Origin of the sequence: Komagataeibacter europaeus (assembly GCF_002173515.1) — a bacterium.
GTDB classification, from domain to species: Bacteria; Pseudomonadota; Alphaproteobacteria; order Acetobacterales; family Acetobacteraceae; genus Komagataeibacter; species Komagataeibacter europaeus.
Genome location: NZ_CP021467.1, coordinates 537,605 through 557,400, shown reverse-complemented (window position 1 = coordinate 557,400; position 19,796 = coordinate 537,605). Strand labels below are relative to the sequence as shown.

Genomic DNA, 19,796 nt, shown 5'->3' with positions numbered 1-19,796 from the left:
CGTCAGATCTTGCCGACGAGGTCCAGCGACGGGGTCAGCGTGGCACCGCCTTCCTTCCACTTCGCCGGGCAGACTTCGCCGGGGTGGGACGCGACGTACTGCGCGGCCTCGATCTTGGCGATCAGTTCGGCGGCGCTGCGGCCGACGCTGCCAGCGGTAATTTCGATGTACTGGATCCTGCCTTCCGGATCGATCAGGAAGGTGCCGCGGTCGGCCACGCCCGCTTCCTCGATATAGACATCAAAATTACGTGCGATGTGGGCGGTCGGGTCGCCCAGCATCACGAACTTGATCTTGCTGATGGCCGGTGACGTGTCGTGCCATGCCTTGTGGGTGAAATGCTTGTCGGTCGAAACCGAGTAGATTTCCACGCCCAGCTTCTGGAACGTCTCGTAATTTTCAGCCAGGTCTTCCAGTTCCGTCGGGCAGACGAAGGTGAAATCCGCCGGATAGAAGAAGAAGACGGACCATTTGCCCTTCACGTCGGCATCGCTCACCTTGATGAACTTTCCGTTGTGGAAGGCGTCTGTCTCGAACGGCTTCAGAGACGAATTGATGCGTGCCATGCGGAATGCTCCTTGCTTTGGCTTGTCAGTTATTGACCGGGTATCTGTCCCACAAACACGAAATGGGGAGAAACCGTTTCTGTCAATGGGTCTGATCGGAAAAACCTTTTTACAAATGCCACGAAATCGGTCCTATCTATAGATATGAATTATATTCCTCTTTCGGGCCTGTCGCTGCGCGACATCGAATATGTGGTGGCGGTGGACGACCTGCGCAACTTCTCCCGCGCGGCGGAACGCTGCGGCGTAAGCCAGGGCGGACTGTCGGAACAGGTGCGCAAGCTGGAATCGCTGCTGGGCGTGGTCCTGTTCGAACGCACGCGCCGCCATGTAACGGTCACGCCCGATGGCGCGCGCCTGATCGCGATGGGGCGCGACGTGCTGGCTGCCGCCCGCGCCATGATCGAGGCCGCGCGCGCACGCACCGGCCCGCTGGAAGGCGTGGTGCGCATGGGGATCATTGCAACCCTTGGCCCCTATTACGTGCCCGACCTGCTCCCGCTGCTGCGGCGGGCCTATCCGCAACTGAAGCTGCAACTGACCGACAACCTGACGGATACGATGCTGCGGATGCTGCGCCATGACGAACTGGATGTGGTTTTCGCGGCCCTGCCGGTCAGCGGGGAAGGACTCCAGTACGCGCCCCTGTTCCGCGAACCGTTTCTGGCCGCCTTTCCCGCCAGCCACCCGCTGGCCCGGCGCAAGGCACTGGCGATGCCGGACCTGAGGGGACCGGACCTGCTATTGCTGGAAGACGGGCACTGCCTGCGCGATCAGGCGCTGGCGCTGTGTGGCATGTCGTCACGGCGCGACCCGTCGCGCCTGGCCACCAGCCTTGAAATGCTGTGGCACATGATTGGCGCGGGTGAGGGATATTCCCTGATCCCCCGCCTGGCGCTGCGCCACCGGGGCGAATGGGACGGGCTGATCACCGTGACCCCCCTGCCCGGCGCGGGTCGCACGATCGGGCTTGTCTGGCGCACATCCGACCCGCGTGGCCCGGCATTTGATGAATTTGCCCGCTTCCTGCGCGAAAATCCGCCCGAAGGCTGCACGTCGGCTGATGCCCCGCCCCCACCGCATGACGGGACGCACATCCAGCCCGCATGACCGTGGGGGGCCGGCTGATATTTTTTTAGGGGCATTGGACCATAATAGCGGGGAAAGCCTCTTTATCGCGCTTTTCATCCATGGGTATAGTCAGGTAATGAGCCGTAATCACCGCATGCATGAATCCCGGACCCGAAATACAGTCCTGCAAATAATCTGTAACGATCCGGGAACCGCGGAACCGGTCAGCCACTCCCTGGATCTGGCCGCCTGCGCCCCGGCCCCGGCGGAAACGGGCAGCCGGCGGTCACTGGCCCGGATCCTCCATCCCGGCAACAGCCATGACATTCCGTTCCAGGGGCATGGGGAACGGCTGGATGCGCTGCGCCAGTGGATGGCGGATACGACGCGGGACGTGTCGGTCCAGATCATTACCGGCAGGCCGGGACAGGGCAAGACGCGCCTGGGCACCGAACTGGCCGCCCGCGCGCGGGAAGATGGCTGGATGGCGGGTTTCCTGCCGCCGGGTAAGGCGGGGATTTTCCCGGATGTGCCCTTCACCACGGTCTGGCAGCAGCCCACGCTGGTCATTATCGACAACGCGGCCAGCCGGGCCACGCAGGTCAGGGCATGGCTGCGCGCACTGGTCCGCCAGCCCTGTCCCGCCCATCCGCTGCGTCTTGTCCTGCTGGAACGCGCGGGACTGGACACCCTGTGGGTGAATGAGATCTTCAGCCCGGATAATGCGGCGGACGCTGCCCTGCCCGCCCTGCTGTCCCCAGCACAATGGCCCGACCTGCCCCCGCTGACCGGGGCCGACGCCCGATATGCGGTTTTCGCCGCCGCCTATCGCGCCACCAGCAGCAGTGCGCCACCGCTTGATACCGCCATGATGCTGCGCCACAAGCTGGATGAACTGGCACGGGAAGGATCGACCCTGTTCCTGATCGCGCTGGGGTTTGTCGCGGCGCGCGAGGGACTGCTGGCTGCCCGCACGCTCGGCATCCCGTCCCTCCTGTCGCGCATGGTGAAAGAGGAGGTCCGGCGGATCGAAGCCCTGTGGCAGGCGGATGGCGGCATGCCGGAAGACATGCGGCCGCAGGCGTGGCACCTGACGGGTATCAGCGCATTGTGTGGCGGCATGGATGCGGCCACGCTGCGACAGGCTGCGCAGGCCGAAGCCCCGGCCAGCCAGCCCGATGCGCCCGCCCGGATGGAAGCCTGCCTGCATGCCCTGCGCATGGCCCAGCCGGGATGCGACGGCGGCACGGCGGTGTCCCTGCCCGGCATGGTGGCTGGTGCGCTTGGCATGCATCTGGTCATGTCGCAGGGGACGGAAATACTGGACCGGCTGCCTGCCACCCCATCCCTGCGCCTGCCGCTGGTTGCCGGAACGGTCCGCGCCTGCCAGGGCGCGTGGGAGATCGGGGACAACCGGCCCCTTGCCTGGCTGGAACATCTGACCGGGCTGTGCGTCGCGGATCATGACGCGTTACTGGCCCTGGCGCAGCACCTGCCCCGGCAGGGAACAAGGATACAGGCCATTGCGCTGGATATGGCGGAAAGGCTGACAGCCAGCCTGCGCGCGGACGGAACATCGGCCCCCACCGCCCCGCTGGGCCGGGCGCTGACCGCCCTGTTCCACCGCCATGCCGACCTGTGGCAGCCGGAACAGGCACGGCATGCGGCGCACGAAGCCATGGCAGTCCAGACCGCCCTTGCCGCACGGGATCCCGCCTGCCGCCCTGCCGCCGCCGCCAGCCTGCATGACATCGCACGGTACGATAACGGGCTGGATGCCCCGGCTACCGCCCAGCCCATGGCGCGGCAGGCGGTGGCGGCCTACACCGCACTGGCGGAAGATGACCCGGCGACCTTCCGCCCCTACCGCGCCCGTAGCCTGTATCAGGTGGCGCGTGCCCAGCATGACCTTGATCAGCCCATGGCGGCGCGGCGGACGTTGCGCCGCGCCATCGCCATCCAGACCCGGCTGGCCGATGCAAGCCCGGTGACGTTCCAGCCCGACCTGGCCGCGAGCCTGCTGCTGCTGTCATCATGCCAGGCCAGCCTGCGCGCGTATGAGGAAGCACGTGAAACCGCGCTGGAGGCCGTGATCCTGTACACGGCACTGGCCCATGATTACCCCGATACGTTCCAGCCCGCGCTGGCGGACAGCCTGCACCAGCTGGCCAGCCACCAGCTGGAACTGTCACAGGACGAAGCCGCGCTGAAATCCATGGAGGAAGCCGTCTCGCTCCAGTTCGCGTTTACCGAGCGGCGGCAGGATGCGGGCCTGCCTGAACTGGCGGCGTGCCTTGTCACCCTTACCCGGTGCCACGGCGCGCTGGGACGGGTAGCGGAACGTCACCATACCCTGCGTGAAGCCATCCGGCTGTACCGGATACTGGCGGAAAAAGGGCCGGACATCTTCCGCTTGCCGCTGGCGCGGGAGCTTGAACGGTTCAACATGCATTCATCCCCCACCGATCCGGCCCTGAGGGTGGAAAACATGCAGGCCATGCAGGAGGTAGCCGACCTGTACGGCACACTGGCACAGACGGACCCGAAGCGCTTCACGCCCCGGCAGGCCCATATCCTGACCGAACTGTCGCAACGCCAGGAAAGGTGGGACCAGCACGACGGGGCCATCGCCAGCGGCACTGCCGCCGTCAGGCTGTACATGGACCTGACCCTGAAGGACCCAGATCAATTCCATGAAGCCATGCTGGAGGCATTCAGGGATGTGGCGGGCCTGCTGATGGGCGACCGGACGGATGACTGCCTTTCCCTGCTGCGCGACGTACTGGCCCTGTACCGCGACATCGTGGCCCGGAACCCGGACAACCTGCAGATGCGCATGCAGCTGGCCACCCTTCTGCTGGGGCAGACAGTGGTCACGCTGGAACTGGGGCTGCCTGAACAGATCTACGCGCCATGGCATGAAGGCCTGGGCATGATGATGGAACTCGCGGCCCTGCGTCCCGGGACATTTGCCGACGAACTGAAGCGGGTGCTTTCCGATCTGGAAAACATGACACGCGAGGACAGCCCGGCAAAGGAAGTTTACCTTGCCCTGTGGCACGAAGCCATTGACGACCTTACTTCCCTTGTCCAGCAGCATCCTGCCATTTTCACGCCGGTTCTGATTGGCAGCCTGGAAAAACTGTCGCGGCAACTGTTGGACAACGGTCAGCCCGAGCAGGCATTGCAGGCCATCCAGCGTGCCATATCCGTCCATCACGGCCGCATGGACAAACAGATCATTGACGACTGCCAGCGCCACGTCGCCCTGGCGCGCAGCATGGACATACTGGCCTATATCTACAAAACCCAGGACCAGTATGACGACATGCGCCGGGTAGCCGAAGCCATTATCGCCATCTACCAGCAGTTGATTGACAGGGGCGAAGAAGGCCTTGAATGGGAACTGGCCAAAAAATACAGCGTGCTGGGCATGTGCCAGATGCATCTGGCACAGACCAAGGGTTCGCTGGCGTCCACGACCTCGGCCATATCGCGGTTCCGCAGGCTGATTGAACAGGATACGTCCATATCATCGCCCGGGCTTGGGGCGCTTGAACCGGCGCTGGCGGCAAACCTGGCCCGTGCGTCCAGCCTGCATGACACGCTGGGGCAGCATGCCGCCGCGTTGCAGGCGGTTACGGAGGCGATCGACCTGTATTCCAGGCTGGCCAGACAGGAACCGGCCGATTTTTCAGCCCCGCTTGCCGAATGCCTGCGCGCCCTGCCCCGCCTGCGGCAGGCGGCGACGGGCCGGGATGATTCCATGGCTGATACCCTTGATGCCGTGGAACTGTACCGCACGCTGGCCGACTCATATCCCGAACAGTTCCTGCCCGATCTTGCCTGTTTTCTTGTCCGGTTATGCACGTGCCAGTGGCAGGGCGGCGTGCCCGCATGGGCGGACGCCCTGGAATCCGCACAGGAAGCGGCTGCCATCTACGCCCGGCTGTATGCCAGCGATCCCGACCGCCACCGCGCCGGTTACGCGGACAGCCTGTACAAGACCTTTTTATGCCATAACGGACTGGAACAGCTGGATCAGGCGCGGGTGGCGCTGAAGGAAGCACTGTCGCTGTACCGCATCCTCGTCATCGACCACCCGCAGGAATTCCGCCCGCAGCTGGCGCAGTGCCTGCTCGACCTGGCGCAGTACCTGATTACCTACAAGGATTATGACACGGCCCTGCATACGGTGCATGAAGCCACGTCTTTGCTGACCGATCTGGCCCAGACGGATCGCGCGACCTTCCAGCCCGTCCTGAAAAAGGCCCGGGCCATGCATGGCCTGATCGTACGCAAACGCAGCCGCTAGCATGTATTCGGGCCGCGTGGCCCAAACCTTTGCACCACCATGGCGTTGTCACGGCAGGTAATGGAGGGTTTTCCCATGACACGTTCCATCAGGTTATTCATCGCCCTGAGCATCGGCCTGTCCGTCGCGGGGTGCCATGATGGCCACTATCACCATCATCACCGCGGTGGGTATGACGGCTATCACCGTGGCGGATACGGAAACGGGTATGGCGGTCCCGGGCGCGGATACGGTGGCCCCTATATGGGCGGCGGGGGCGGCATGGGGCGACCATGACCCCGTGGCGGTTACTGCCCGGTCAGCCGGGTGACCAGCAGCTGGTTGATGCGGAAGCCTTCCACATCAACCACCTCGAAACGGAAACCCAGCGTATCCACCCGGTCGGCCTTGCGCGCCATGCGGCGCAGGCGGTGCATGACAAAACCGCCAATGGTGTCGAATGGCCCGGCTTCATCCAGATCGGCCGCCTCCAGTTCGCGACGTACGTCACCGATGGAGGCAGCGCCGTCGATCAGCCATGAATTGGCGTCACGCCGCACGATCAGCTGTTCCTCGAACGGGTTGGCAAGGCCGCCCATCAGGGCGCCCATGATGTCCTTGAAGGTAATCAGCCCGACAACCAGCCCGTATTCGTTCACCACCAGCGCGAAGCCCGCGCCATGCGTGTCGAACTGCGCCAGCGTGTCCCACAGGTTGATCGTCTCGGGCACGGACAGGACATCCCGCCGCACCTGAAAGATCGCGTTGCCACTGGACAGCGCGCCCTGCGGCCCCTTGGCGGGCGGCTGGGTCGGGTCACGGTCCACCACGGCCGCCAGCACGTCTTCCGCGCGGATGGAGCCGACGACATTGTCCAGCCCGCCATTGCACAGGGGATAGCGTGAATAGGGCTTGGCGCGGACCTTGGTCTTCTGCTCCTCGATTGTTTCCTGCAGGTCGAGGAAGACGATTTCATCACGCGGGGTCATGGCGGACGTGATCGAACGGTCCTGCAGGCCCAGCACGTTCTGGATCATCTGGTGTTCCTGTTCCAAAAGCACGCCCGACGCCGTGCCAGCGGCCAGGATCGCGCGCAGGTCCTCTGGCGTGACCGGTTCGACCGCTGATGCCGCCGGGATCTTCAGGGCGCGCAGGATCGCGTCCGACATCTTGGAAAACACCCAGACGATGGGATAGAGCAGCTTTAGCGCGGCAGCCGGAAACCAGCCGACAGCCAGGGCGATCTTGTCGGGCGCGTTCATGGCGACACGTTTGGGCAGCAGGTCGGCAAACAGCACGAACAGCCCCGTCACCAGCACGAACCCGAAGACCGAGGCCAGCGTTTCCGCGGTCGGGGCCGGCAGCCCCCACCCCATCAGCCCATGGGTGACGGATGGCGCGATCATTTCCGAACTGATCATGCCGCCCAGCACGCCCACGCCATTGAGGCATATCTGCAGCACGGTCATGACCTGCCCGCTGTTGCGCCGCAGCTTAAGGAACGCGGTGGCCCGTTCATCGCCCGCTTCCGCACGCGAACGCAGGCGTGCGTCACGTGCGGCGGCAAATGATATTTCAGACAGGGAAATGAAGATATTAAGTGCGACCAGAAGGACAAGCGCGATCAGGCCAGAAAAAAACAAAATCACCGGAACACCCATAAAACAACGGCCATTCAATATAGCACGTAATTTTAGGGGCTGGCATAGATAAGGAAATTAAGTTGACGTTCCTGGATGAAATGTTAGCCCGCAATCATATTACATTACGGAATATTGATAACGGGATGCAGGCAGCCCGTCCCGGCGGGAAAAGACCGCCATGGCGTTACTGAGCCCCGAACCGGGCCAGGCGGCCATGGCGCGTCACTCAGGGCGCCGGGTTGGAATGGACCTGATGGATGGCGTTGATCCGTTTCTCCAGTTCGGGGGTGATGGTCACGTTTTCCGCCCCCAGGATGGTCTCAAGCTGCGCCGTGCTGGTGGCGCCAATTATGTTGGACGTCACGAACGGACGCGACGTGACAAATGCGATGGCCAGTTGCACGGGGTCGATCCCGTATTCATGCGCAAGCTGGACATAGGCGCGAACGGCGTCGTCCACACCGGGTTTTTCATAACGCTGCCCACGGTTGAACAGGGTCGTGCGCGCGCCGGCAGGCCGCGCGCCATCAAGGTACTTGCCGGTCAGGTATCCCTGCGCCAGCGGTGAATAGGCCAGCAGCCCCACCCCTTCGCGCAGCGACATTTCCGCCAGCCCGATTTCGAACGTGCGGTTGATCAGGTTATAGGCGTTCTGGATCGACACGACGCGCGGCGCGCCATTGCGGGCTTCGGCCAGGTATTGCGACAGGCCCCATGCGGTCTCGTTCGACAGGCCGACATGGCGGATCTTTCCTTCCTTCACCAGTTCGCCCAGCACGCCCAGCGTTTCGGCAATCGGCACCTCCTCGGCATCGGGCACGGTGGTGAACGTATTGCCCCCCGCCCCGAACAGGCCCACCTTCCGGTCCGGCCAGTGCAGTTGGTACAGGTCGATGTAATCCGTGCCCAGGCGGCGCAGCGACCCGTCCAGCGCGTAACGGATCTGTTTCGGTGTCAGGCGCGTTTCCTCGCCCCCGGGGCGGAACCATGGCGACGTGCCACGCCCGACAACCTTGCTGGCGATAACCAGACGCTCGCGCCCGCCACGGGCGTTGAGCCAGCTGCCGATGATCCGCTCCGTCGCACCATAGGTTTCGGCGCGTGGGGGAATGGAATACAGTTCGGCCGTATCAATGAAATTGATGCCGTTCGCCACGGCCATATCAAGCTGGGCGTGCCCCTCGGCTTCCGTATTCTGCTGGCCGAATGTCATTGTGCCAAGGCAGATCTCGCTGACCCTGATACCGGTACGCCCAAGTTCACGTTGCTTCATCTGAAATCCTGCTGGTTAAAAAAGGACCGGCACGCCCGCACTGCGCAACCGGGATATGGACGGTCATGACAGTCATCGTGCCCTTGCAGGCGCGACCGCGTGGACACGTGCCTTCCCCCTCCCCACATCCATGGCGGGATCAGGGGATGGGGAACCATGTCTGGACGGTAACATGATGCCCGATCATTTCAACCGGACCGCATGATATTTTTGTAAATGTACATTAATTATCGTTTTATACAGACCACCGCCTGATCCGCGCGATGCCGGACGCAGCATGGGTTGCATGCATCGATACATGGTGATGAAGTCCACAGGGCCTGATCCATCATGGATAACCGCCGCAAGGATATCTGAGCCATGGGTTCACCCTCTACCCCTGCCGTTCCGACGACCCGACAGACACCGGACGCACTGGCGGCACGTTTTGCCACCCGTGCGGCCGCCCATGACCGATCTGGTGAAATCGCCACCGAAAACCTTGACGAATGCCGTGCGGCGGGCCTGCTGGGCCTGACCATTGCGCGCGCGGACGGGGGACAGGGGGGCGGCCTGCGGCAGGTGACTGACGTGGTTGGCACCCTTGCCACTGGCGATCCCACCACCGCACTGATCATGGCCATGCATTTCCTGCAGCATATGCTGATTGCGCAATCCGACCACTGGCCCGAAGCCGCGCGACGGCAGGTGACCGAAACCGCCCTGCACGATGGTGCGCTGATCAACGCGCTGCGGGTCGAGCCTGAACTGGGCACCCCGTCACGTGGCGGCCTGCCCGCGACACGCATTACATCTGACGCGGGCAAAGTGGTGCTAAACGGGCGGAAAATCTATTCCACCGGGTCAACCGCCCTGCGCTGGGGCACGGTATGGGTCGCAACGGATGAAGCCCAGCCACGGGTCGGGCAGGTTCTGGTTGACCTGCATGCGCCGGGCGTACGCATTGAACGCAGTTGGCACCAGATGGGCATGCGCGCGACAGGCAGCCATACCTTTGTATTTGAAAATGTCGAACTGCCCGAGACGGCACTGGTTGACCTGCGACTGCCCGAACAGTGGCAAAGCAATGACGGGGCGCTGGTTACCGGCCATGCGCTGGCCATTGCAGCGCTGTATGATGGCGTGGCCCGTGCCGCGCGTGACTGGCTGATTTCGTTCCTGCATGCGCGCGTGCCGACGGCGCTGGGCAGGCCACTTGCCACCCTGCCCCGGTTCCATACGCTGTTGGGACAGATTGACGCGTTGCTGATGACCAACCGGAGCATAATGGACGCGGCCCTCGACCGGGCTGAAAATGGGACCTATCCCGGCACCGAAGCCAACCTGGCCAAATACGTCGTGACGGAAAACGCCATCAAAGCCGTGGAACTGGGCGTTGCCGCGATCGGCAACCCGGCATTGAGCGAGGATAACCCCCTGGAACGACATTTTCGCAACGTGCTCTGCGCGCGTATCCACTCCCCCCAGGGCGACGTGGCGTTGGCGGCGGCAGGCAGGGCGGCCCTGACGGAACCGCCACAGCGTTCATGACCATCACCATATGGCCGGGTCCGCCTGTTGTCTGAAAGATCGTTTCCAAACGGACAATTGAAAAAATAATAAAAATTCTGGAATGCTGCCTTTCCTTGAAGGCAGTTTAAAAATCAGGTGAGGAATATCCTGCAATCATAAGAAAGTTTTTTGGTGAAGCCTTTTCCAAAAAATGTTCAAAAAACACCAAGTTAAAAAAACTAGGTCCAATAAACTTTTATTATTTTCAATCGCAGCCTTGGAATACGAATTTATTGAAAATTTATTTATAAATACATCACCAAACTTTTCCATGATCTTATACTTCATACATTATGCCCGCCATGTCATGGTATATGCTGATAAAATTTCCCTATGCAATGTGATATAGCATATTGCATATTTATGGGGGATACGATTGAGTATGCCCATGACGCCAGCAAGACCGCCTGCCTCGCCCCCTCCCGCCACCGCAGCATGGCGTTTCGCCCGATCGGGGGAAGCTGAAACCAACAGCCTGCCCGAAGCCTTCGCCAGCGTGCGGGTGCCGGATGCCGGGGCATCATGGCTGCGCCGGTTCATGGCGTTCGTGGGGCCGGGCTATATGGTTTCGGTCGGGTATATGGACCCCGGAAACTGGGCCACCGACCTGCAGGGCGGTGCGCAGTTCGGTTACACGCTGCTGTCTGTCATCCTGCTGTCAAACTGCATGGCGATCATCCTGCAATCACTGTCGGCACGGCTGGGCATCGCCACCGGGCGTGATCTGGCGCAGGCATGTCGCGATCACTTCCCGCCGGTCGTGAACATCGTCCTGTGGCTGGCCTGTGAACTGGCCATCATCGCCTGCGACCTGGCGGAAGTCATCGGCACGGCGGTCGCGCTGCAACTGCTGTTTGGCATACCCCTGCTGGTGGGCGCGCTGATTTCCGTGCTGGACGCCTTTCTCGTGCTGTTCCTGATGAACCGGGGCTTCCGTTATCTTGAAGCCTTCATTATCGGGCTGCTCAGCATCATTGCACTGTGCTTTGCCATACAGGTCGTGGCGGCACAGCCCCCCGTCATGGCGTTACTGAAGGGGTTCGTGCCCTCCCCCCGGATCGTGACCAACAGCCATATGCTGTATATCGCCATTGGCATTATCGGGGCGACGGTCATGCCGCATAACCTGTACCTGCATTCCTCCATCGTGCAGACACGCGCCTTTCCCCGCACCGTGCCGGGGCGACGGGATGCCATACGCTGGGCCACATGGGACAGCACCCTTGCGCTGATGCTGGCGCTGTTCATCAATGCCGCCATCCTGATTGTTGCGGCTGCCGCCTTCCACACCACCGGGCATCAGGATGTCGCGGAACTGGAGGACGCGTACCGCCTGCTGTCCCCCGTACTGGGGCTGGGCATTGCCTCCACCCTGTTTGCGGTTGCCCTGCTGGCAGCGGGCACCAATTCAACCATTACCGGCACGCTGGCCGGTCAGATCATCATGGAAGGGTTCCTGCGGCTGCGTATTCCCCACTGGGCGCGACGGCTGCTGACACGTGGGCTGGCCATTGTCCCGGTTGTGATTGTCACGGCCCTTTACGGCGACAGGGGCGTAGGGCAACTGCTGCTGGCCAGTCAGGTGATCCTGTCGTTGCAACTGCCCTTTGCCGTGATCCCGCTGGTAATGTTTGTATCCGACCGGCGGAAAATGGGGGAATTCGTCATCTCCCGCCCATTCGCCCTGTTATCGTGGCTGGTGGCGGCCATCATTCTGGTGCTGAATTTCAAGCTGCTTTACGATACGGTTTTTGCAACGTGACAATCGCTGCGCGCGGCGCAACATGAAATATTGACAGAAATAAAAGCTTCCGGGCGCCGCCTTTTTCCGGAAAGGCGGCATTCCCTGAAACTTTCCTGCAGGGATCAGGCCTGTGGCGCGTGTGGCCCTGTCGCGGGGGGGACGGTCGCCGTTACCTTCAGGCCATCTGCCCCCGGGCCGTTGTCCAGCAGGTTGAGGAAGCTGGGGACCGGGAACTTGATGCCTTCATTATTCATGCGCACGGCCAGACGGCTGTAATATTCACGGTATACCGTCCATTTGGACCCCGGCGCGGTGCGGACGGAACCAAGGAAACGCGCGCCATTTCCATCCGCCTGCTCAATACCAAGGAAAGCGAATTCGGACATGATGAGATGCCCGTAACGGGGCGTCTTGCGCATGATCTCCAGTTCCTCATGCAGGATGGCGCAAAGCTGCTTCGTGTCCTGACTGAGGTCGATCATGAAATCCACCACGACCAGGTTGTAGTCACGCGATGTATTGGCGATGGACGACACTTCAGAAAACGGGATGATATGCAGGTCGCCATTGACCGAACGCAGCCGCAGGGTCCGGATCGACAGGTGTTCGACCGTACCGGACACGCCACCGGCGGTTACCCAGTCGCCCACCTGAATGGCGTTTTCCACCAGCATGAAGAAGCCTGTGATGAAATCCTTGACCAGGCTCTGCGCGCCAAAGGCGATGGCCGCACCCATGATGCCCGCACCGGTCAGCAGCGGGGCGACATTGATCCCGATCTGCGACAGCGTGGTGACCGCCACGATGATGATGATCAGCGCCAGCAGCACGGTCTTGATAATGGGCAGGACCGTGCGCAGCCTGCTGGCCCGACCGGTCTGGGATGAATTCTCGAAGCGGGCGATCTGCCCCTGCAGGGCGGCGTTGGCGGCTTCCCATATGATGATGGCGACCGTGTAGGCAACCAGGACGGACAGCATCGCGCCAATGATTTTCGGCCCCAGCCTGCCATGCAGCAGGAAGTGGATGGCAGGCAACCCGAGCGCCTGAAGGAACAGCGTGGCGGAGGCGAAGAACATGAGGAACGACAGGATCTTGCGCGAAACCGGGTAATAATAGTTCACGCGCGCCTGCAGGCCCGGATAACGCGCCTCCATCGCGGGGGAAACATGGAACAGCCGGTTCTGCAGGTTGAAGATCAGGACCGACAGCACCCGCGACAGGATCACGACAGCCGTTGTCAGGATGACGGTACGGATGATCCACGCATAGCCACCCTGGATATGGGTTGCCCAGATCAGCCACAACGCAAAGTTGAAGAACATGGCTGGCACCCACCACAGATAGACCAACCGCCCCAGGAACATCCAGAATGGCTGCGTGCGCAGACGCGCTGGCGGCTGCAGGGCCAGTGCGACATGCATGCGGACCCGCCACGTGAAAATGGCGACCAGCACGTGTTCGATCAGCACGACGGAACGGATGATTGCCTCCGTCCCGCGCGCGGGCATGTCAAACACGCCGCCCAGCGTGGACAGGCAGACCACGACCGACGGTGCCGCGACAAGGAAGTTAAGCCAGTGCGTGACCATGAAGGCCGTCTGGTCGCTGGCGCTGCACAGCCGGATGGCGGGCGAATGCGGCACGAACAGCGTTTCCATCAGCAGATAGACCACGCGGGCGACCACATAGGCATTCGTAAGCGTAAGCGTGACCAGCATGGCCTGATGCGTGGTGGTCAGCAGATAGGCAAAACAGGTTCCAAGCGCGAAAAACAGCGCCACCGGCAACAGCTTGATCAGCAGATGCATGAGTGAATACGGCACACGGGCCAGCAGGCGCAGTGTTGCGTGCTGGGCCTGCATGTCGCCCTGCTGGACCTGCGCGTCATCCTTGTCCTGCGTCGTCGCCCCGGTCGCGGGCGCTGCCGCCGGGGCGGCCGTGGCGTCGGGCAGGTTCAGGCGGCGTTCGGTCGCGACCGCCCGTTCAGTGACCTTGAGCAGCGGCTTGCGCAGCAGCAGGGAAAAACCATGTTCCGCCGCCAGCGCCAGCAGCAGGATCAGGGTCGCCCGCCCCATGGCGTCAAACAGGATCATCCGCGATTGCGGATCGGCAAAAATGGTGTGGGTCCAGTGCGCCACAAACACCAGGTCGCCAAACAGGGCGACAAAATGCTGGGCCTGCACGATCAGGCGGCCACGCAGGCTTCCCATGTCCTGCACCAGGTCACTGCCCAGCGTATCGGGTTCAACCGACAGGGCATCCGCGGCAGGTTTGGGGGCGGCGGCAGGGGCAGCGGGGACGGAAGGCAGCCGGGATGCGATAGCCGACAGGGTATTGGTGAATTCAGCCCGTTTTGCCGGGTCGTTCATGACGGCCAGCACCTGCTGCGCCTGTTCACGGGTCATGCCCTGCGTTGCATCCGTATCGGCGGCACGGCCATGCCCCGGCATGGCCAGCAGGCACATTGCGACAAACCCCAGAACGGCAACCCGCCAGAACCCCGGCAGGAAACGGCCTTTGCCGCCCCGTTGGCAAGTATCGGTTAAGTGCCGCATTGTTCCCCTTCCATCCCGGCTGCCTGATCATGAATACCTGCCATGTAAACACGGCACGATATTTTCCCATTTCAGGCAATCATCCTGCGTTATTGCAGAGATGGCTGTAAAAGCGCAGAGACAGGGAAGCCGACCTGATATGCAAGAAACCGCCTACCTTTTTACAATTTACTTGCGGCAATCGACTTTTATTTGTCATGCTTAATTTTTATTTAAATAAGACTTATGTTTTAATTTTTCATACGTTTTTTCTTATATTTGCTTTTGAAATAAATAATTCCATGCGCGGGCCAGCATGAAAGACGGCCGCGCTTACGGCTTGTCCCTGGGGGCCGCGTGTTTTTTCAACAGTGATACCGTATCCGACCCGTGTGATACCGCGCGTTCCAGCAGTTCCTGACCAAAGGCTTTCAACGTCAGCGGATGCATGCCGTCAAGCGAACGGGCAAGGTCATGCCGTTCCGTGTCCGACAGATCGGGATCGCCTGCAATACGCTGATGCAGGGCCTTTACGGTGTCGGGACCATCCAGCACCACATGCATATCGTCCGGACGGTCCAGATATGCACGTCCTGCATTGGTCAGGGTGCTGTCCCCCGTAATCCGCAATCCATCCGGGGTAATGCTGACGCCCCCCTTGCTCAGTCCCTGCAATTCCAGATCAAGCAGGTTTCGGGCGCAGCGTTCGGCATCCGCATCGTGCTCGGGCGCCAGATTGGCCGTCCCCCCGTTGGCGGCCATGCGGCGCAGCATCGCCCCCTGCAGATCATGGTCAATCACGTCAAATCCTCTTTTCCATCATGATTACAATGTCAAACTGGGCCAGTTGCAGCCCGCAGACAATCAGCAACAAGGAAAAGACGCTTATGCACGATCAGTCACAATCAGGGACATCCCGACACCATTGGGGTATGCGCAGCGGGGGGATGTGGTTTTCGGCCTCCCTCACGGCCTGCCGGACCAGGTTCAGGGCATGATCGCGCGCGGCGGGGGTATTGACGCGGCTGGGCGTATGCTTGCCGCGCTCTATTGTCTGGCCCAGCCGTTCCAGCCGGGCCAGCAGGGTCCTGCGCTGCGCCGCATCCATATCCAGCAGGGCAGCGCAAAAGGCATTGTGCCAGATATGCATGCCCAGTTGCGCCTGTTCGGCCGGGGACAGGGCATCATCATGCAATGGGGGCATGGTCAATCCTTCACGAAAACTGCGGATGCCATTGCGACATGGTCATCCCGTGCGGATTGCCATAAAGGGAATTCATGAAAACGACCAGCATTGACCGGCAATGCAGGGATATGCCCCCTTACATCATGACGTCATATGTCAGGCATCCGTTGCCGATATGGCGAAGTATTTCCGTATCACGGAACAGGTCCTGCCGGTCAGGTTGCAATGACCGGCGCGACAGGAAGGCACGGGCCTCGGCCGTGGCTTCCCTTACGGGATAATCATGCCCGGCGGGCTTGAGATGTTCAATGGCCGTATAATCGACAATACCGACATTGTGGTGATTCCTGCGGGCTTCATCACAGAATGCGATATCGGTCGCCCATGCCCAGCGTAATTCGGGAAAAGGAAACAGGTAAGCCATGGCGTCCCGGTGGAATGCCGTAACGGGGCCATCTTCCACATACCGTGTTACACGGCCAATGCTGTTCCATTTCCTGTAATTGAAAGTAAAGGATGTATAGGAATGATACCGATGCGCGGGCTGTGATATCTTCAGGTCCATGATTTCACATAGTGGAATGAACATGTCCAGAAACCGGGGGGGCAGGTTTACATCATCATCCGTGACCACGACCCAGTCGTAATCAGGCAGATTGACCTTCGACAGGGCTGTATTGATGTTACTGAACTTGCCGCGGCCACGTGCCATGCGGACCGGGGCAAAGTCAACGGTGTGCCGTGTATTCATGAACCGGCTGAATACTTTATCAAGCTTCCTGCCGCGTCTGGGAACCTGTACGGATGTGACAAGCACCTTGCGGATCGGGTGGCGTGTCGCAATACGCCTGACCTGCCTGGCGAATTTCGTGTTGTGAATATCAAACAGCATGTCAGTCAGGACGGAAACCTTACGTTTCTGCCAGAAATTCTTATGCTGACAGAAATCGGAATCAAAAAAGTCCGCCTGGGTAGAATGTCCCTTCGGCATGTGCGCACTCCCTTTTCACCATATGCGTCATGACCGTACAAACATGCACACTTCCGTCATGCGCATTTCATATAGGCACTGGCATGTACCTGATCGGCCCTGCGTTGCGCCTGAACACCGTGATCCGGGTTATAACATTCCACCTTCATTGAAGTTTCAAATTATTTCAGTACGGGACGGAATGGCATAAAGACGCCAGGCAGTAAAAATGACAATAAAACAGCCTGCGGTCCGGAACTGTTCATATGCCTGCACGCTATCGACAGGAAAGCGGGGGAGGATGACGGTTTTTCGCTCCTCCCTCCAGATATCTTCAGGGACATGACGCAATGCGATATTTTCCTGCAATACTCATGCTATGCCTGCCGCTGGCCACCGTTCCGGCCGCCATGGCCCAGCAGCACCCGCAGGACAGGAATGTCAGCCAGCCAGGCGGCAATTCGCCGTCCTCGATCGAACGGGCACAACCTTATTCCCGCAAGACGGAACCACTGCCGGAACAGGTCGATCCGGCCCGGCAGCAACAGCAGCCCGATCAGCCCCTGACCAAGCAGCCCGCAGGCAACAAAAGCCCGGACCACCCTGGCATGTCCACCAATCACCAGACCCTGCGCAGTCCGTCCGCCCTGCACTGACCATACAGAAAACGGGTGGGGGCATGACTGCCCCCACCCGTATCGTCACGATCCACTATGGCCGACAGGCGCATGCGGACATGCCCCCTGCCCGCGCCGCAGGATTACATGCAGTTTTTGCCTTGTGAAAGGCCCATGCCATGTGATGCAAGAAACCGGAACTGCGCCTGTTCTTCCGGAAAGGCCGGGATGCCCTGCAGCGCGTGCGTGGACCGGCGATAGCGGTGCAGGTTACTTAGCCGCCGCCATGGGCGGTCGGGATGCTGCTTGTTCCACAGGCTGATTGCCCGTGTCTCAAGTTCCTGATTATTCACGGTGTAATCTGACTTCGTCATGTCCATCTCCCTGCATCTGCATGGTGGGTACTGGAACTGTCACGAGGTATGTGGGAACGCTGTAGCAGCCTGCCACACGCACCCAACGCCAGATATTAGCATAAGTTCGGGAAGATTACATTTTCTCCCCACACTGTGATCCGAAGTAAGGGACCGTTTGAAAAGAAGAATGTTTCTGGGCAAGCCGCTTTCAAAACGATCTCTAAACAAATTATCCCGCCACGTCCCATGCACACACGTGGCGGGATGCCCGGGTTATTTCACCCTGTCAGCGGAAATGACGGGAAACATCATGGTTTTCAGCGCGGCATCCGTGGCCGGCAGGTCCACCTTACCCGCAGGCACGCCATTTTCACGCAGAATGAACGCAACCAGGTCGGCATTCTGCGCCGGTGTCAGCGCGCCGGGGGAAAACAGCGGCATGGCCCTGGAAATATAGTCAAACAGCCGATCCAGCGTGGCGCCGGACCAGTTGGTGACGAACCGGCCCTTCAGCGGCGGCACGTCAAACGCCCCCGCAAGGCTGGCGCCATGACAGACCGCGCAGAACTGCTGGTACGCACCCTCCCCCCGCTGGGCCTGTTCCGTGGTGTAGTAGGATACGGTCCGTGCCGGCGCCGCGCTGGCCGTGGGTGCGCCCACATGCACCAGCGCCAGCAAAAGCCCGGCCCCAAGGCCCGCGCGGCAGGCATGGCCCCGCCCGCGCATCAGCCACGCCCCGCGGGAAAGCGTGCAAACAGGTTTTCAAACACCGCAATCGCCTTTTCAGATTCAGCGCGGTCAGCATGCTCGAAGCTGTTGCCGACCCCTTCCATTTCGCCAACATTATTCAGGTCAACAGCCTGGATCATCAGCCCGTCACTTTTGGACAGGGCTGCCGCCCCCTTGTATTCCACCCCGTACATGACATCCGGCTGGGGCGGCAGCCATGTCGTCTGCCCACGCACGGGAATAAGGGTCCTGTCCCCCCACAGGTCCCGCGCGGCATAGCCGGGACAGTTGATGATGACGGGTTCCGCTATGGATTTCATGTCAGCTGGCGTATGGAATTCACGGATCACGACCTTGCCGCCCGCCTGATAGAATTCCGACAGCAGCAGATGCCCGTACGCGCCGAAATTGAACATCATCATCGGCGCACGCTGCGCGTACGCGACGGGAAAGGGATTATCCTGACTGGCCAGCAGTTCTGGTGCGGGAATGATGTCCCTGATCCGGTCGCCATATGTCGCGAATTCGCTGGTCGCGCGCGGCATTCCGGTCGATGCGTAATCCCCCGGTCCCGTGCGGCCCTCGGGTTCGGGGCCTTCTTCAAACGGCGTGTCCGATAACGTGTAGTTGTCACGGAAATCAATCGGGTTGCCCGGCAGGCCAAGATAGTCGCGATAGGTTTTCCATGAATAACGGGCCATCTGTTCCCACACCTCGGCAAACTGCGGCCCGGCGGGGGCGGTCAGCGCGATGCGTGAATCCGGCGTCCAGCTGCCATTGGCCCGAACGGAACGGGTATGGGGCAGCATGTCGCGGGTATAGATGGTAACATCAAAGCCCGCGCGCTGCGCGCTCAGCGCCGATGTCAGGCCGATCACGCCACAGCCCACCACCGCGATCCGCCGCGGCGACAGCGACGCCGCCTTGCCCACCGCGATATCGGCCGATCCCCACGACAGGGACCAGCCACTGCCGCCATGGCCATAATTATGGATGACCACCTTGTCACCCACGCGTTCGACATCCAGCCGGGGACCGGCGGGACGGAACGGGCGCAGGCAGACCTTGATATCGGTGATCTGGTCGGCATGGGCGCGCATGGGCACCAGCCGGGGCACGGTGCCACCGACAGCTGTGCGCTGCAGGGCGGCTGCGGCGGCGGGCACGGAATTCCACATGCCGCGCGCGCCAAGGGTGCCAAAAGCCAGGGAACCGGCAAACAGGTCCCTGCGTTTCAGGCCAGAACGCCTGATTTTCTG

Annotated in this window: 16 protein-coding genes; 6 read left to right on the top strand and 10 right to left on the bottom strand. The window is 61.2% G+C overall.

The annotated features are described in order from the left end of the window. Window positions 1–2: 2 nt before the first annotated feature. Window positions 3–566, bottom strand: coding sequence for an alkyl hydroperoxide reductase subunit C (gene ahpC, locus S101446_RS02390; protein ID WP_010508485.1), 564 nt, complete (start codon window positions 564–566; stop codon window positions 3–5). 144 nt (window positions 567–710) lie between these two features. Here ahpC and S101446_RS02385 point away from each other — a divergent pair, with 144 nt between their 5' ends. The 3 genes from S101446_RS02385 (at window position 711) to S101446_RS17950 (ending at window position 6,228) form a co-directional block, all read left to right on the top strand. Further along, window positions 711–1,676, top strand: coding sequence for a hydrogen peroxide-inducible genes activator (locus S101446_RS02385; RefSeq protein ID WP_087607488.1), 966 nt, complete (start codon window positions 711–713; stop codon window positions 1,674–1,676). Between the two features lie 97 nt (window positions 1,677–1,773). Continuing rightward, on the top strand, window positions 1,774–5,952 hold the full coding sequence (locus S101446_RS02380) for a hypothetical protein (protein WP_244184401.1): 4,179 nt from the start codon (window positions 1,774–1,776) through the stop codon (window positions 5,950–5,952). A 75-nt stretch (window positions 5,953–6,027) separates the two neighbouring features. After that, window positions 6,028–6,228, top strand: a complete 201-nt coding sequence (locus S101446_RS17950) for a hypothetical protein (RefSeq protein ID WP_010508482.1) — start codon at window positions 6,028–6,030, stop codon at window positions 6,226–6,228. Window positions 6,229–6,239: 11 nt separating this feature from the next. Here S101446_RS17950 and S101446_RS02375 read toward each other — a convergent pair whose 3' ends face one another. Both S101446_RS02375 and S101446_RS02370 read right to left on the bottom strand, forming a co-directional pair. Next, on the bottom strand, window positions 6,240–7,580 hold the full coding sequence (locus tag S101446_RS02375; RefSeq protein WP_026018670.1) for a hemolysin family protein: 1,341 nt from the start codon (window positions 7,578–7,580) through the stop codon (window positions 6,240–6,242). A 220-nt stretch (window positions 7,581–7,800) separates the two neighbouring features. Next, complete coding sequence (locus tag S101446_RS02370; protein WP_053323068.1) at window positions 7,801–8,847, bottom strand: aldo/keto reductase; 1,047 nt, start codon at window positions 8,845–8,847, stop codon at window positions 7,801–7,803. 360 nt (window positions 8,848–9,207) lie between these two features. Here S101446_RS02370 and S101446_RS02360 point away from each other — a divergent pair, with 360 nt between their 5' ends. Continuing rightward, complete coding sequence (locus S101446_RS02360) at window positions 9,208–10,377, top strand: acyl-CoA dehydrogenase family protein (protein ID WP_087607486.1); 1,170 nt, start codon at window positions 9,208–9,210, stop codon at window positions 10,375–10,377. A gap of 403 nt (window positions 10,378–10,780) precedes the next feature. Further along, window positions 10,781–12,160, top strand: coding sequence for an Nramp family divalent metal transporter (locus S101446_RS02355; protein ID WP_087607485.1), 1,380 nt, complete (start codon window positions 10,781–10,783; stop codon window positions 12,158–12,160). Window positions 12,161–12,264: 104 nt separating this feature from the next. Here the strand turns inward: S101446_RS02355 and S101446_RS02350 are convergent, their stop codons facing one another. From S101446_RS02350 to S101446_RS02335, 4 genes are all read right to left on the bottom strand, one after another. Beyond that, window positions 12,265–14,610, bottom strand: coding sequence for a mechanosensitive ion channel family protein (locus S101446_RS02350; RefSeq protein ID WP_087607484.1), 2,346 nt, complete (start codon window positions 14,608–14,610; stop codon window positions 12,265–12,267). A 402-nt stretch (window positions 14,611–15,012) separates the two neighbouring features. Continuing rightward, window positions 15,013–15,480: a hypothetical protein gene (locus tag S101446_RS02345; RefSeq protein ID WP_048852075.1), complete on the bottom strand. Its 468-nt coding sequence runs from the start codon at window positions 15,478–15,480 to the stop codon at window positions 15,013–15,015. Between the two features lie 94 nt (window positions 15,481–15,574). Then, complete coding sequence (locus tag S101446_RS02340; protein ID WP_087607483.1) at window positions 15,575–15,883, bottom strand: hypothetical protein; 309 nt, start codon at window positions 15,881–15,883, stop codon at window positions 15,575–15,577. 118 nt (window positions 15,884–16,001) lie between these two features. Further along, entirely contained in the window at window positions 16,002–16,757 is a 756-nt protein-coding gene (locus S101446_RS02335; RefSeq protein ID WP_231289888.1) for a glycosyltransferase, read from the bottom strand. Window positions 16,758–17,185: 428 nt separating this feature from the next. On the opposite strand from S101446_RS02335, the gene S101446_RS02330 reads away from it, so the two are divergent. Next, a complete protein-coding gene (locus S101446_RS02330; protein WP_010508472.1) occupies window positions 17,186–17,491 on the top strand; it encodes a hypothetical protein in 306 nt (101 codons plus the stop codon). Window positions 17,492–17,595: 104 nt separating this feature from the next. Here the strand turns inward: S101446_RS02330 and S101446_RS02325 are convergent, their stop codons facing one another. The 3 genes from S101446_RS02325 to S101446_RS02315 all read right to left on the bottom strand — a co-directional run bounded on the left by S101446_RS02325 (window position 17,596) and on the right by S101446_RS02315 (window position 19,775). Next, entirely contained in the window at window positions 17,596–17,826 is a 231-nt protein-coding gene (locus S101446_RS02325; RefSeq protein WP_231289887.1) for a hypothetical protein, read from the bottom strand. Between the two features lie 255 nt (window positions 17,827–18,081). Beyond that, window positions 18,082–18,534, bottom strand: a complete 453-nt coding sequence (locus S101446_RS02320; protein WP_048852071.1) for a c-type cytochrome — start codon at window positions 18,532–18,534, stop codon at window positions 18,082–18,084. Then, window positions 18,534–19,775, bottom strand: coding sequence for an FAD-dependent oxidoreductase (locus tag S101446_RS02315; protein ID WP_029335336.1), 1,242 nt, complete (start codon window positions 19,773–19,775; stop codon window positions 18,534–18,536). Before S101446_RS02315 ends, S101446_RS02320 begins: the two co-directional genes overlap by 1 nt. Window positions 19,776–19,796: the final 21 nt, after the last annotated feature.